Source organism: Streptomyces sp. NPDC058008, from assembly GCF_042886395.1.
GTDB lineage: Bacteria > Actinomycetota > Actinomycetes > Streptomycetales > Streptomycetaceae > Streptomyces.
This window is the reverse complement of sequence record NZ_JBHVQX010000027.1, coordinates 76,039-89,430: the sequence shown is the minus strand read 5'-3', so window position 1 is coordinate 89,430 and position 13,392 is coordinate 76,039. Positions and strand designations below refer to the sequence as shown.

The 13,392-nt window shown below is 72.6% G+C and carries 14 protein-coding genes; 6 read left to right on the top strand and 8 right to left on the bottom strand.

Annotation, left to right across the window (positions count from 1 at the left end):
- Positions 1–55: 55 nt before the first annotated feature.
- The 3 genes from ACFVS9_RS25430 to ACFVS9_RS25420 all read right to left on the bottom strand — a co-directional run bounded on the left by ACFVS9_RS25430 (position 56) and on the right by ACFVS9_RS25420 (position 4,245).
- Positions 56–1,483 (bottom strand): glycosyltransferase, encoded by a 1,428-nt coding sequence (locus tag ACFVS9_RS25430; RefSeq protein ID WP_383118061.1) that lies wholly within the window; start codon positions 1,481–1,483, stop codon positions 56–58.
- Positions 1,484–1,700: 217 nt separating this feature from the next.
- Entirely contained in the window at positions 1,701–2,372 is a 672-nt protein-coding gene (locus ACFVS9_RS25425; protein ID WP_383118060.1) for a hypothetical protein, read from the bottom strand.
- 124 nt (positions 2,373–2,496) lie between these two features.
- Entirely contained in the window at positions 2,497–4,245 is a 1,749-nt protein-coding gene (locus ACFVS9_RS25420; protein WP_389935726.1) for a phosphatidylglycerol lysyltransferase domain-containing protein, read from the bottom strand.
- An 81-nt stretch (positions 4,246–4,326) separates the two neighbouring features.
- Here ACFVS9_RS25420 and ACFVS9_RS25415 point away from each other — a divergent pair, with 81 nt between their 5' ends.
- From ACFVS9_RS25415 to ACFVS9_RS25405, 3 genes are all read left to right on the top strand, one after another.
- Positions 4,327–5,184, top strand: coding sequence for a hypothetical protein (locus ACFVS9_RS25415; RefSeq protein ID WP_389935724.1), 858 nt, complete (start codon positions 4,327–4,329; stop codon positions 5,182–5,184).
- Positions 5,185–5,370: 186 nt separating this feature from the next.
- On the top strand, positions 5,371–5,862 hold the full coding sequence (locus ACFVS9_RS25410) for a hypothetical protein (RefSeq protein ID WP_389935721.1): 492 nt from the start codon (positions 5,371–5,373) through the stop codon (positions 5,860–5,862).
- Positions 5,863–5,927: 65 nt separating this feature from the next.
- A complete protein-coding gene (locus ACFVS9_RS25405) occupies positions 5,928–6,458 on the top strand; it encodes a DUF6529 family protein (RefSeq protein ID WP_383118056.1) in 531 nt (176 codons plus the stop codon).
- 92 nt (positions 6,459–6,550) lie between these two features.
- On the opposite strand, the gene ACFVS9_RS25400 is transcribed toward ACFVS9_RS25405, so the two are convergent.
- Positions 6,551–7,486: a M48 family metalloprotease gene (locus ACFVS9_RS25400; protein ID WP_383119003.1), complete on the bottom strand. Its 936-nt coding sequence runs from the start codon at positions 7,484–7,486 to the stop codon at positions 6,551–6,553.
- A gap of 16 nt (positions 7,487–7,502) precedes the next feature.
- A complete protein-coding gene (locus ACFVS9_RS25395; protein WP_383119004.1) occupies positions 7,503–7,889 on the bottom strand; it encodes a BlaI/MecI/CopY family transcriptional regulator in 387 nt (128 codons plus the stop codon).
- Between the two features lie 459 nt (positions 7,890–8,348).
- Between ACFVS9_RS25395 and ACFVS9_RS25390 the strand changes: the two genes are divergently transcribed.
- From ACFVS9_RS25390 to ACFVS9_RS25380, 3 genes are all read left to right on the top strand, one after another.
- Positions 8,349–9,185: an undecaprenyl-diphosphate phosphatase gene (locus ACFVS9_RS25390; RefSeq protein WP_389935717.1), complete on the top strand. Its 837-nt coding sequence runs from the start codon at positions 8,349–8,351 to the stop codon at positions 9,183–9,185.
- Between the two features lie 56 nt (positions 9,186–9,241).
- A complete protein-coding gene (locus tag ACFVS9_RS25385; protein WP_383119006.1) occupies positions 9,242–9,883 on the top strand; it encodes a DedA family protein in 642 nt (213 codons plus the stop codon).
- A gap of 239 nt (positions 9,884–10,122) precedes the next feature.
- On the top strand, positions 10,123–10,326 hold the full coding sequence (locus tag ACFVS9_RS25380) for a cold-shock protein (protein WP_030861277.1): 204 nt from the start codon (positions 10,123–10,125) through the stop codon (positions 10,324–10,326).
- A gap of 100 nt (positions 10,327–10,426) precedes the next feature.
- Here ACFVS9_RS25380 and ACFVS9_RS25375 read toward each other — a convergent pair whose 3' ends face one another.
- The 3 genes from ACFVS9_RS25375 to ACFVS9_RS25365 are packed head-to-tail and all read right to left on the bottom strand — an operon-like array spanning position 10,427 to position 13,387.
- Positions 10,427–11,275 carry a fumarylacetoacetate hydrolase family protein gene (locus tag ACFVS9_RS25375; protein WP_389935713.1) on the bottom strand — a complete coding sequence of 283 codons (849 nt, stop codon included), beginning with the start codon at positions 11,273–11,275 and terminating at the stop codon, positions 10,427–10,429.
- A 47-nt stretch (positions 11,276–11,322) separates the two neighbouring features.
- Positions 11,323–12,348, bottom strand: coding sequence for a hydroxyacid dehydrogenase (locus tag ACFVS9_RS25370; RefSeq protein ID WP_389935710.1), 1,026 nt, complete (start codon positions 12,346–12,348; stop codon positions 11,323–11,325).
- Positions 12,332–13,387 (bottom strand): dihydrodipicolinate synthase family protein, encoded by a 1,056-nt coding sequence (locus tag ACFVS9_RS25365; protein ID WP_383117419.1) that lies wholly within the window; start codon positions 13,385–13,387, stop codon positions 12,332–12,334. Before ACFVS9_RS25365 ends, ACFVS9_RS25370 begins: the two co-directional genes overlap by 17 nt.
- Positions 13,388–13,392: the final 5 nt, after the last annotated feature.

The following is a 13,392-nucleotide window of genomic DNA, read 5'->3' as shown; positions in this document are numbered from 1 at the left end:
CCTCCCGCCGACGGGCGCGGGCGCGGGGCGTGTCTCCCGGTCCGAGCGGGCAGCGCTAGCCCAGGGTGGCCTTGTTGCGCCGCGGCTCGCCAGGAGTGTGCGGAACCACGCCGCCTGCGGTGCGCCTCGGCCGCCGGCCGGAGTTGATGGCCCAGCGGGCGAGGAGGAAGGAGACCGGGGTGACGAGGACTCCGGCGACGAGTGCGGCGACATTCTTGTCCATTTCGAGTCGGCTGACGGCCACATAGAGAAGCGCCCCGGAGGCGACGAGGTTGAAGCCGCTGGACAGCGGATACCGGAGGAACGCCCGCCAGGTCGGGCGGGTCCGGCAGGTGATCCAGGAATTGAGCAGGAAGGAGCAGACGATGCTGACCGCGTAGCCGATGACGTGCGCCGCGAGATACGGGATCCGCGGGTTCAGGGCGGCGTAGAACGCCAGGTACACGGCGGTGTTGACGAATCCGATCGCCACGAAGGTCAGGAACTGCCGTGCTGTCGACGGGCGTTTCGTGGAGGTGGCCGCCTCGGGCTCCGGCGGCTCGGGCCTCGGGGAGGGGTGCTCGTCCGTCTCCCTGACCACGAAGGGCGGGCGCCGTTTGACCTCGTGGTAGATGCGGCCGACGTACTCACCGATGATCCCCAGGGTGATCAGCTGGATGCCGCCCAGCCCCACCACCGCCATCAGCAGGGTGGCGTAGCCGGGAACAGCAGCCCCGTGGAGCGCCACGTCGAAGACCACCCACGCCGCGTAGGCGACCGCGGCCAGGAGACACCACAGGCCCGCGTGGATGGCCAGCCGCAGCGGCCGGTTGTTGAACGACAGCAGCCCGTCGATGCCGTAGTTGAGCAGACGGCGGCTTCCCCACTTCGAACTTCCCGCCAGCCGCTGTGCGTTCCGGTAGGTGAAGGTGGTCGTCGTGAAACCGATCCAGGAGAAGATCCCCTTGGAGAAGCGGTTGCTCTCCGGCAGCGACAGCACCGTGTCCACCGCCTGCCGTGACAGCAGCCTGAAGTCCCCCGCACCGTCCAGCACCTCGACGTCCATGAGGTTGCGGACCAGGGCGTAGTAGCCGCGGCTCAGCACCGTGCGCGCCGCGCCCTCGCCCTCACGGTCCCGCCGGGGGATCACCTGGTCGTACCCCCGGCCGTGGAGTTCGAGCATCCGCGGGATGAGCCCCGGAGGGTGCTGGAGGTCCGCGTCCATGAGGACCACCGCCCGGCCCCGGGACATGCGCAGGCCGGCGAGCATCGCCGCCTCCTTGCCGAAGTTCCGGCTGAGCGCCGTGTATCTGACGCGCTGGTCCGAGACGCAGAGCGCGCCGATGATGTCCCGCGTGCGGTCCGTGCTTCCGTCGTCCACGTAGCAGATCTCGTAGTCGATCCCGGACGTGCCCAGGACGTCACCGACAGCCGAGTGGAACCCGGTGATGACGGCGGCCTCGTTGAAGCACGGTACGACCACGGAAAGCTGAGGAGTCGCCAAACCAATCTCCTGACCTAGCCCGCCAGGGCGGCTCTCTCCGCCGCTCGGGGGTGGGATGCCCGTCCCTGGCGTCGTCCAGGACCCGAATCCCAGGGGTATTCGACCCGCATTCACCGCCGTAGAGGTGGAGTCACGCAGCCCCACGCCTGTGGACGACCCGTTTGGCCGCCCCGCCGGCCGGCCGGGGCGGGCAGGGGGCCCGGGTCCGGAGGAGGGGTCACCCGTGCGAGGACGAGCCGCCGCGCAGCTCCGAGTACGCGAAGAGCGCCGACGCGGTCACGACGGCCACCAGGTGCTCCCTGCCCGCGAGATCGGGATCGACCAGGGCCTCGACGACGAGCGCCACGACGGCGAAGGCCCCGGTGCACCAGGCGCGGAACCGCAGGCAGAGGTAGACCGTGAGACCGGCCACCGCGCCCGACGGGCCGGTGTCGACGACCTGGGCGTCGGACACCGGGAGTCCGAGCACCCCGCCGGGGCCGATCGCGACGCCCATCCGCGCGTACAGGACGCCCGTCAGCGTGCACAGGTACGCGACGAGGAGCGTCCGCCGCGGCCCCAGCGTGATCTCCGCGATCCCGAAGACCACCAGCACCTGGACCAGGGCTCCCCACACCGGCAGGTCGACGGCCGGCACGAACACCGACAGGGGGGTGCGCACCAGAGCGAGCCACCAGGAGTCCACCGCCCGCACGAAGCCGACGTCCTCGACGATCCGGTAGCTCCAGGACCGGTTCCCCTGACGCTGCGCCACCTGGAAGAGGACGATCAGGCACAGGGCGGTGGACGTCAGCGTCAGCGCCCGCCACCCCCGCTCCGCGAGCCCCGAGCGCACGGCCCCCCACGCGAGGCCCCATTCCCGGCGTACGGCGATGGCTGCGGTTCTCATCGCGCGGTTCCTCCGGCGGTTCCTCGAAGTCGGTGGGGGAGGGCCGCCGCTCGGCCCGGCGGACACACCTCCCGGATCCGGTCGCGCCGCACCCGGAGCGTCCGCTGCGCGCGGTCCGTTCGCCTCATGTGCGCCGGCTGAGCCACTTCGGCGGGCCGGGGGCTTCCAGGAAGCCCTCGGCGCGGGCGCTCGCGACGGTGATGCGCAGCAGGTCCGCGCTCTTCTCGAAGAGCAGGTACCGCGGTTCCCAGACGGGGCGGTACTTCGCGTTGGCCCGGTACAGGGACTCGATCTGCCACCAGCGGGAGAAGAAGCTCAGCAGCGAGCGCCACAGCCGCAGTACGGGTCCGGCACCCAGCCGGGAGCCGCGCTCGAACACGGAGCGGAACATCGCGAAGTTCAGGGAGATCTGACGGACCCCGAACCCGTCCGCCTGCTGGATCAGCTTCAGCACCATGTACTCGAAGAGACCGTTCTCGGAGTCCCGGTCCCTGCGCATCAGGTCCAGGGACAGCCCGTCGTCGCCCCACGGGACGAAGCTGAGCAGGCCGAGCGGACGCTCCCCGTCGTGGCAGAGCACCATGACGCAGCGGCCGTCCTCGGGATCACCGAGGCGGCCCAGCGCCATGGAGAAGCCGCGTTCCGTGTCACCGTCGCGCCAGTCGTCCGCGAGCCGGACCAGTTCCGCCATCTCCCCTGTCGGGATGTCCTCGTGACGGCTCACCCGGACGGTGTAGCCCGCCCGTTCGATGCGGTTGTACGCCTGGCGCACCCCCCGCATGGCCCGGCCTTCGAGGGTGAACTCGGCGAGGTCGACGATCGCCTCGTCCCCCAGTTCCAGGGCGTTCAGACCGTGCCGGGCGTAGACCGTGCCGCCCTCCTCGCTCGCGCCGATCACGGCCGGGGCCCAACCGTGCTCGCGCGCCTGGGAGAGCCAGCGGTCGATCGCGCCCGGCCACGCCTCCGGGTCGCCGATCGGGTCGCCGGAGGCCAGCGACACCCCGCTCACCACGCGGTAGGTGACGGCGGACTTGCGCGATGGGGACCAGACGACGCTCTTGTCGCGCCGCAGCGCGAAGTACCCCAGCGAGTCGCGCTCCCCGTGCCGGTCCAGCAGCACGCGCAGACGGCCGAAGTCCTCCCCGGTCATGGGGTCGACGACGCGCCGGGAGCGGAACGCCGCGTACAGGACCAGCAGGACCAGCGCCGTACCCATGATGTTGATCAGCACGTTGGCCCAGCTGGGAGTGGTGATGCTCCCGAAGTGGATGTCGTCGTAGGCGAGGGACACCATCCGGAGGACCCCGTAGTGCCAGCGCTGGAGGAAGGTGGAGTGCCCGGCCTCCGGGTCGGTGTTGGTCGCCGTGACCAGCGCGGCGGCGAGCAGCGAGACCGTCAGGAGACCACCCGCGGCGACCGAGGCCGCCAGCTTCGGGTTGGACCGGTCGCCCTTCGCCCTGAACTCGCGCCGCCCGCCGAGCAGAGCGGCGACGAAGAGCGCGGTCAGGACCACCGAGAACCAGTTCTGGGCGTGCTGCCGGTAGACGGGCAGCGCCAGCGCCAGGGAGGCGAGGGCCAGGGTCAGGGAGGCGAGCACGAGGTTGAGGATCCACGCCGCGCGCTTACGGCGCCGCATCGTGACGGCGAGGAAGAGCGAGACCGAACCGGAGAAGAACCCCGCCGTCAGCAGATAGGGGGTGAAGAACTCGTCGTCGTTGTGCCGCCGCAGGTCGTTGCCGAACGAGACCCAGACGGCGGCCAGGAAGTTGACGAACGCCACGGCCCGCAGATACCAGACCGCCCCCAGGTAGCAACGGTGCGACAGGCTCTCCCGACCGCCCTCTTCCTGCCGCCCCGGCCGAGCACGCTCCATGGAAGTGACGATAGGAGCTGGAAGAGCCGTACGCGCGCTCCACGGCCTCCTCGGTGAGTTGCGCCGCTCTACAGTGCCCTCGTGCTCCTCGGGATGATCTGCGCCCTCGCCTCGGCGGTCTGCTACGGGACGGCCTCCGTCCTCCAGGCCGTCGCCGCGCGCGCCGCGGAACCCGGAACCGGCTCCGGCCTCGACCCCGCGCTGCTCTCACGCGCCCTGCGCCAGTGGCGCTACCTCCTCGGACTCGCCCTCGACGGGACCGGATTCCTGCTCCAGATCGTCGCGCTGCGCCACCTCCCCCTCTACGCGGCGGGAGCCGCGCTCGCCGCCAGCCTCGCGGTCACCGCCCTGGCCTCCGTCCCGCTGCTCGGCATCCGGCTGAGCCCGGCCCGGTGGGGGGCGATCGCCGCGGTCTGCGCGGGACTGGCGATGACCGGCCTCGCCTCCGGCCCGCCGGGCCACCGCGCCCCGCCCCCGGCGCTGGGCTGGGCACTGCTGGTCACCGCGGTCGTGGTGCTCCTCACCGGCCCCCTGCTGGGCCGTCTCCCCGCCGGGCCGCGCGCCCTGGCGCTGGGCCTCGGCGCGGGTCTGGGGTTCGGCGCGGTCCAGATCGCCGTCCGGCTGATCGACGACCCCGCCCTGCCCGGGATCCTCACCGACCCGGCGCTGTACGCCCTGCTGGCCGGCGGGGCCACCGGATTCCTCTTCCTCACCTCGGCCTTCCAGCGGGGTTCGGTCCCGGTCGCGACGGCGGGCATGGTCCTCGCCGAGACGACCGGACCCGCCCTGGTCGGCCTGGCATGGCTCGGCGACCGCTCGCGTGAGGGCCTGAACGGGTTGGCGATCGCCGGTGTCGCGGTGGCGGTGGCGGGGTCGCTGACGCTCGCGTCGTTCGGTGAGCCACCGGTGGAGGCCCCCGGGCCGAAGAGCCCGGAGTAGCCCGTGCACCGCCCGCGCCGCACAGGGTGCGGAAGCGCGGCCGAAGGACGCGGAGCGCCCCGTGCGCACGGTCGGGCGGACCTCGATGAGCCGGGTGAGTGGTGTTGGTGAAGGCGCTGTGAACGGGTGGGGGCACGCGGGGAGAGACATGGGGCCCCAGCCGCACGCACCCCCATGGAGTCCTCGATGAAACGCACCGCCACAGCGGCCACGTGTGCCGCCTCGCTCCTGCTCGCCGCCGTCCTGACCGGCTGCTCCGGCAGCACCTCCGGGGAGGGGAACGGGCCCACCTCCTCCAGTGCCTCGCCCTCGGCGGCGGCCACCGTGGACACGAAGTCCGCCGGCAAGCTCGGCAGCATCCTCGTCGACGACAAGGGCCGCACGCTCTACCTCTTCCTCGCCGACACGAAGGACAAGTCGAACTGCACGGGCGCCTGCGCCAAGGCATGGCCCCCGCTCCTCACCAAGGGGACGGCCGGTGTCGGCAGCGGCGTGGACAAGGCGATGCTCGGCATGACCAAGCGGTCCGGCGGTGACGAGCAGGTCACCTACAACGGCCACCCGCTGTACTACTACGCAGGGGACACGAAGCCCGGCCAGACGAACGGCCAGGCCCTCAACCAGTTCGGCGCCGAGTGGTACGTCCTCGACGCCAAGGGCAACAAGGTCGAGAGCTGAGCCGGCCGGACGGCACGAGTCCGCGGCGCGGCGGAGGCGGCGGCAGGATTCCCGCGGCCGTCGCCGTGCCGGCCGTCCTGGTGCCGGTCGCGGTCGGCGTCGGGATCTACCTCTTCGGCGTCCACCACACGCCGGTCTACGACAACGGCTTCTTCGGTGACCACGGCAGCGCCGCGGTGGACCTCAAGGCCCGGCTCGGCACCGCGCTGCTCGCCCTCGCCCTCGTCCAGGTCGGCCTCGCCCTGTGGATGTACGGCCGGGTGCCCGGTGTCCGCGCGGCGCCCCGGCCGGTGCGCCCGGGACACCGCGCGATCGGGTTCCTCGCCTTCCTCCTCTCGCTGCCGATCGCCTACCACTGCCTCACGACGTACGGGATCGAGACGACGTCCGCCCGGGTCGCGGTCCACTCCTTCGCCGGCTGCGTCCTCTACGGCGCGTTCGTGGCGAAGGTGATCGTCGTACGCAGCAGGCGCCTTCCCGGCTGGCTGCTTCCGGTGACGGGCTCCCTGCTCGTGGTCTGCGTGGCGCTCCTCTGGTACACGGCCGCCCTGTGGGCCCTGAACGGGGACGCGGTACCGGGCTTCGCCACCCCGTGACAGGACCGCCCCGGCCCTCCGCAGCGCGCGGAGGGCCGGGGCGGTCCTGTCGTACGCGGCCGTGGGCGGTCCTGGCCGCCGGGTCCTCGCGGCTACCTGAGTTCGGCGAGTTCCAGGAACTGGTGGAGGTCGAGCACCGCCTCGAGCATGCAGGCCCCGGTGGTCGCCATCAGGGCGACGGCGGCCAGCACGAGGAGCGGGCGGGAGCCGGGGGCCGGGGCGAGCAGGGCGGCCACGCGGCGGGGCACCGCACCGGGGCCGACCGCCCTCCTGCCGAGCACGCCGAGGGCCCCCGCGGGGGAGCGGTCGCGGCCACGCGTCCGTTTCGCCGCGATGGCCGCCTTTCCCACCGTGCGGGCCACCGTGCCGCGGTCGCCGACGGTGTCTGCGGCCTGTTCGTCGGCCCAGCGCTCCACCGTGTAGGCGACGGCGGTCGTGAGGGGGCGCAGGAGGGGGTTGGCCGCCGCCGACAGGTGCGTGAGTGTGACGAAGGCGTAGTGGTGATGGCGCAGGTGGGCGTGTTCGTGAGCGAGGAGGACCTCGCGTTCACGCGGGTCGAGGGCGGCGAGCATGCCCGTGGACACGACGATGCGCCCGGGCAGACCGGGCATCGTGTAGGCCTCGGCGCCGGCGTTCTCGGTCACATGGACCGGGTCGCGGCCCGGCAGGCAGGCCGCGTCGCGCGCCGACGCCCACAGGGCCGACACCCTGCTGCGGGCGACGGCCGCCGCGGCGCAGCAGACGGCGACGAGCAGGGCGCCCGCGGCCAGGGCCACCGGCGCGGTCGCCGGGTCGTGACGCGCCACGGCCGCGGGGGAGAGCTCCTTCAGGGAGGCGATCAGCGGGACGCGTACCAGGCCGGCCAGGGCCAGCAGGCCGAGCACCGCCGTGCTGCCGGCCGCCAGCAGGAGACCGGCGGCCGTCAGCAGCCAGGTCGCCAGGCGCGGCTCCAGCCGCCGTGCCAGAGGCCCGGCGGCCGGTGCGGCGAGGACGGGGAAGAGGAGCGGCAGGTAGACGGCCAGTCGCATCGCGGGGTTCCTCGCCCTACTCGTCGGTGCCGAGCAGACGGCGCAGGAGCTGTTCGTCGTCGTCGGACAGGTCGTCGACGAACCGGGTGAGGACCGACGCCCGGTCGGGGTCGCGTTCCAGCACCTGGTGCATCTGCCGGGCGGTGAGACCCGGCTCGTCCGTCACCGGGGAGTAGGCGTGCGTACGGCCCTGCCGGGTCCGGTGCAGGACGCCCTTGGTGTGCAGACGGGCCAGCGTGGTGGACACGGTGGTGTGCGCGAGTCCGGTGCCGAGCCGCTCCGCCACCTCGCCGGGTGTCAGGGGCCCGGCCGCGGACTGGAGGAGGGCCACCATCTCCGCCTCCAGGACACCGTTGGCGCGGCGGAGTCCCGCGAAGCCGGGACGCCGTTCCTGCGCGCTCATGTTTGGCCGCCTTCCGTTCGTCCTCTACAGTCGAAGCTATCTTCTATGCGCGCATAGAAGATAGAGCCGGTGACGCGGCCCTCCATGCCCATGTCCAGCGCCACGCGCCGCCCCTTCCCGACCCGCCCGACGACAGGATGTCCCTCCATGGTCCCCCACTCCGAGGCCACCGGTGCCCGCCGGGCACCGCGGACTCCGGCACGGAGGGCGCGGACGGGGGGGCACCCGTACGGCCCGCAGGCCGCCGAAGGCCGGGGCGGTGAGCCGTCGTGACCGGTGGCAGGGCGCCCAGGGCCCGGGACACGTGGTGCGGATCACGTGCCCGGCCGGGGCCCGGGCGGGGACGGCGAACGGGCTCTCCGGCCCGGCCGCCGCGCTTCCCGCCGTCGCGGCCCGGCGCGCACACGTCCAACGGTGCCGCTCGCCGCGCGCCGTCCGATCGACCCGAGGTAGTGACACATGAGCGCCATCAGCATCGGGCAGGCCGTCGTCCTGGGGGTGGTGGAAGGGGTGACGGAGTTCCTGCCCGTCTCCTCCACCGGCCACCTGAAGATCACCGAGGGGCTGATGGGCATCCCGGTCGGTGACAAGGCCGTGGTCGCCTTCACCGCGGTCATCCAGGTGGGGGCGATCGCCGCCGTACTCGTCTACTTCTTCAAGGACATCACCCGGATCGTCTCCGCGTGGGGCCGCGGCCTGGTCCACCGCGACCAGCGGGACCAGCACGACTACCGGTTCGCCTGGTGGGTCGTCTACGCCACCGTCCCCATCGTCGTCGTCGGCCTCGCGGCCAAACCGCTGATCGAGGGATCACTGGCCTCGCTCTGGGTGGTGGCCGGATCCCTCATCGTCGGCAGCGGTCTGATGTGGGCGGCCGACCGGGTGGGCCGCCACACCCGCGGCGAGGGCGACACCACCTTCAAGGACGCCATGCTCGTCGGATCCTCACAGATCCTCGCCCTCCTCTTCCCCGGCTTCTCCCGCTCCGGCGCCACCATGTCCACCGCCCTCGTCCTCGACCTCGACCGGGTCGCGGCCACCCGCCTCTCCTTCTTCCTCGGCATCCCCGCCCTCACCGGAGCCGGGATCTACGAGCTCAAGGACGCGGTGGGCGCCGGAGCGGACGCGGCGCCCCTGATCGTCGGCACGGCCGTGTCGTTCGCCGTCGCCTACGCCTCGATCGCCTGGCTCCTGAAGTTCGTCGCCAAGCACACCTTCAACGCCTTCGTCGTCTACCGGCTCGTCATCGGGAGCCTGCTCCTCGCGCTCCTGGGCGCCGGCGTCCTGCACGCCTGACGTCCGGTCCGCCCCGCAGGATCAGCGCCGTCCGCACAGAAGGAACGAGAACACCCGTGACCCCTCTCGCACTGGGCCCGCAGTGGCTGGACCCGAACCACCTGATTTCGACGTTCGGCCTCATCGGCGTCCTGGTCGTCGTCTTCGCCGAATCCGGACTCCTGATCGGCTTCTTCCTCCCGGGCGACTCCCTGCTCTTCACCACCGGGCTGCTGGCCGCCGGACACCGGTACCTCACCCAGCCGCTGTGGCTGGTCATCGTGCTCATCGCCGTCGCGGCGGTGCTCGGCGACCAGGCGGGGTACGCCTTCGGCCGGAAGGCGGGCCCCGCGCTCATGCGGCGCCCCGACTCACGCCTGTTCAAACAGGAGAACGTGGACAAGGCGAACACCTTCTTCGCGCAGTACGGCGCCCGCTCCCTCGTGCTCGCCCGGTTCGTGCCCGTCGTGCGCACCTTCACGCCGATCGTGGCAGGGGTCAGCCGCATGCACTACCGCACCTTCCTCCTGTTCAACCTGGCCGGAGGCGTCCTCTGGGGCGCCGGAGTCACCCTGCTCGGCTACTTCCTGGGGCAGATCGCCTTCGTCCGGGCGCACATCGAGATGATCCTCATCGCGATCGTCGTGCTCTCCGTCGTCCCCCTGTCCGTCGAGTTCCTCCGGGCCCGCCGGGGGTCCCGCTCGCCGACCGGACCGTAGCCCTCGGCGGGGCACCGGCCGCGCTCCGCGCCGGGACACACGCCACGTGGTCGTCCTCACCGCGGTGGCGGGAGAGCCGGTGTAGCCTCGGGGCCAGCTGTCATGGTTCCGAAGCACCCGCCGTCCGTGAGCGCAGGTTCACGGACGATTCTGCTGTTCAGGCCTCCGCGGACCAGGGCGATCACCTCCGGCTCCCGCACGGTGCGGAAGACCGACATCGAGTCCCCTTGGAGGGCGGCATGGCCAGTGGAACCGTCAAGTGGTTCAACTCGGAAAAGGGTTTCGGCTTCATCGAGCAGGACGGCGGCGGCCCGGACGTCTTCGCCCACTACTCGAACATCGCGGCGCAGGGCTTCCGTGAGCTCCAGGAGGGCCAGAAGGTGAACTTCGACGTCACCCAGGGCCAGAAGGGCCCGCAGGCGGAGAACATCACGCCCGCCTGACCCACGCCGACACCGCGCCCGCCCCGCGCACCGCCGCGGGGCGGGCGCGGTGCGTGACGGCGGGGCCCGGGCCCCCCGGGCGTGTGCCCGCCGGGGCCGGTCACGCGGGCCGGCAGACGCTGCGCTGCCGCCCCAGCCCGGAGATCTCGATCTCCATCACATCGTCGGGGCCCAGGTACGGGAAGCGGCCGGACAGGGCCACGCCCTGCGGCGTACCCGTGTTGACGACGTCGCCCGGTTCGAGCACCAGGTACTGCGACAGGTGGTGCACCAGGTGCGCCACCCCGAAGATCATGTCCTCGGTGGAGGAGTCCTGCCGTGGCTCCCCGTTGACCCGGCTGCGCAGGCGCAGCCGCTGCGGGTCACCGACCTCGTCCGCCGTCACCAGCACCGGGCCCAGCGGGTTGAACGTGGCGCAGCTCTTGCCCTTCGACCACTGGCCGCCCGACTCCTCCAGCTGGAAGGCCCGCTCGGAGACGTCGTTGCTGACGGCGTAGCCCGCGATGTGGGCGGCGGCGTCGGCGGGGGAGTCCAGGTAGGAGGCCCGGCGGCCGATGACGACGGCCAGTTCCACCTCCCAGTCGGTCTTCTTCGAGCCGCGCGGGATGAGCACGTCGTCGTAGGGGCCGACGACCGTGTTCGGCGACTTGTAGAAGAGGATCGGCTGCTCGGGGGGCGCGGCACCGGACTCGGCGGCGTGGGCCGCGTAGTTCTGCCCGATGCACAGGAGCGCGGAGGGCCGGGCCACCGGGGCGCCGATCCGCTGACCGGTGATGTCGGTCTCCGGCAGCTCCGTCTCCGCGGGGACCAGGCGCGGGTCGTCGGCCAGCGCGGCGAGGAACGCGCCGTCGATGTCGTCGGTGACGCCCGACAGGTCGTAGTGGCGGCCCTCGGGGGAGAGGAGCACCGGGCGCTCACGCCCCGGCTCGCCTGTGCGCATCAGTCGCATGAAGGATGGATCTCCTGTCGGGTACGGGGATGTCGGTACGGGGGCGGTCAGCGCAGCCGGACGAGGGCGTCGGCGGTGACGGCGTGGACCGGCGGACGCCCCGCGAGCAGGCGCAGCACCTCGTCGACGGCGCTGGCGCCGAGCCGCTGCCGGCACTCGACGCTGCCGGCCGCCTGGTGCGGGGTGAGCAGCACGTTCGGAAGGGAGCGGAAGGGGTGGCCGACGGGCAGTGGCTCGGCGTCGAAGACATCGATCGCCGCGTCCAGCCGCCCGGTGGTCAGTTCGGCCAGCAGCGCCTCCTCGTCGACCAGCCACGACCGGGCGGTGTTCACCAGACCGGCCCCGTCCGGCATCAGCGCCAGCTGCCGGGCGCCGAGCATCCGGTGGGTCTCCTCGGTGATCGGCGCGTGCACGGCCACGATCCTGCTTCCGGTGAGCAGTGCCTCCAGCGGGACGGACTCCACCCCGAGCTCCCGGGCGTCCGTGTCGGAGAGGAACGGGTCGAAGACGCGCACCCGCGCCCCCATCGCCCGCACCATCCGGATGTAGGCCCGGCCGGTGCGGGACGCGCCGATCACCCCGATGTCGCTGTCGTGGATCTCGTGGCGCGGCGGTGCCTCGCTCGCCGCCGCCCAGTCCAGCCCCGCGTGCAGGGCGTGGTCGAAGCGCTGGATGCGGTGCAGCAGCGAGAGGGTGAAGGCGAGCGCCACCTCCGCGACCGGGCGCGCCATCTCGTCACCGGCCTGCGTGACCAGGATGCCCCGCCGGAACACGTCCTTCGTGACGTAGGGCGCGACCGCGGAGCCGGTGTGCGCCACCAGCTCCAGCCGGTCTGCGTGGGCCAGGAGTTCGGCGTCCACCTTGGGCGCCCGCCACGAGGTGATCAGCACGCGGGCGCCGGGCAGCGCCGCCGCGACGGCCGCCCGGTTGCCGTGGTCGTCGATGACCGTGAGCCGCGCGGAGCGTTCCAGCTCACTCCACACCCCGGCGGTGAAGAACTGGGCGCGCAGGTGCGGCGGTACGGCGACGACCACCCGGGAGGAGCGGTCGGAGGGTTCAGGAGAGCCAGGCATCGAGGTGCTCCGCAACGAAGGCGTCATCGGTCAGCCAAGGGTAGGCCGCGGCCACCCTGGTGATCTCCGCCGCCTGTCCGGGGGAGAGCGTCTCCGACGGGTCCAGGCAGCGGATGTTCGCCAGCAGGCCCTGGCGGCGCAGTACTTCGTGCACGCCCGCGATGCAGCCGCGGAACGCGCCCCGCACGTCGAAGACCGCGCTGTTGGCGTCGGTCAGCTCCGTGCGGCGGGCCAGGCAGCGGACCATCGCCGCGTGGTCCCCGGCGCGGGCCAGGCGTACGTCGTCGAGCAGGGCCACCGCGGAACTCGTCCACACCGCCCACTGGCCGAGCAGTCCGCCCGCGAACCAGCGGCGCGGGCCGTCCGCCGCGCCGTACGGGGTGAGCAGGTCGCCGATGATGTCGTCGTCGTTGCCGGTGTACAGCGCCACCTCCCCGGCGCGGTCCGCGGCGCCCACCGCACGTACGACGTCGGCGGTGCGGTAGCGGTCGAACGGGGCGATCTTCACGGCGGCCGTGTTCGGCAGGTCGGTGAACGCGGACCAGAAGCCGGGTGACAGGTACCGTCCGCCGACGGCCTCCTGGAGGTAGAAGCCGATCACCGGCAGGACCTCGCCGACCGCCCGCGCCCGCTCCAGCAGCCCCTTCTCGTCCGCACCGGGTACGGCCGGGCTGAGCAGCACCGCGTCGTAGCCGAGTTCGGCGGCGGTGGTCGCCTCGGAGACGGCCTGCGCCGTGTAGCCGCAGGCGCCGGCGACCTTGACGAACGGCCGGCCGGCCTCGGCGTCGACGGTCTCGGCGGCGAGCTCCAGCACCGGCCGGAACAGGCCGACGGCCGGTTCCCTGATCCCGAACTGGGTGGTGTGCACCGCGACCGCGGCGCCGCCCGCCCCGGACGCCAGGTAGTAGCGGGTCAGGGCACGCTGCCGACGCTCGTCGAACGTGCCGTCCTCGTGCAGCGCCAGCGGATGGGCGGGTATCGCCGCGCCCCGGCCCAGGAGTTCCAGGGCGGGCGTGGACAGGGGGGAGGGGGTGGGCATGGGGG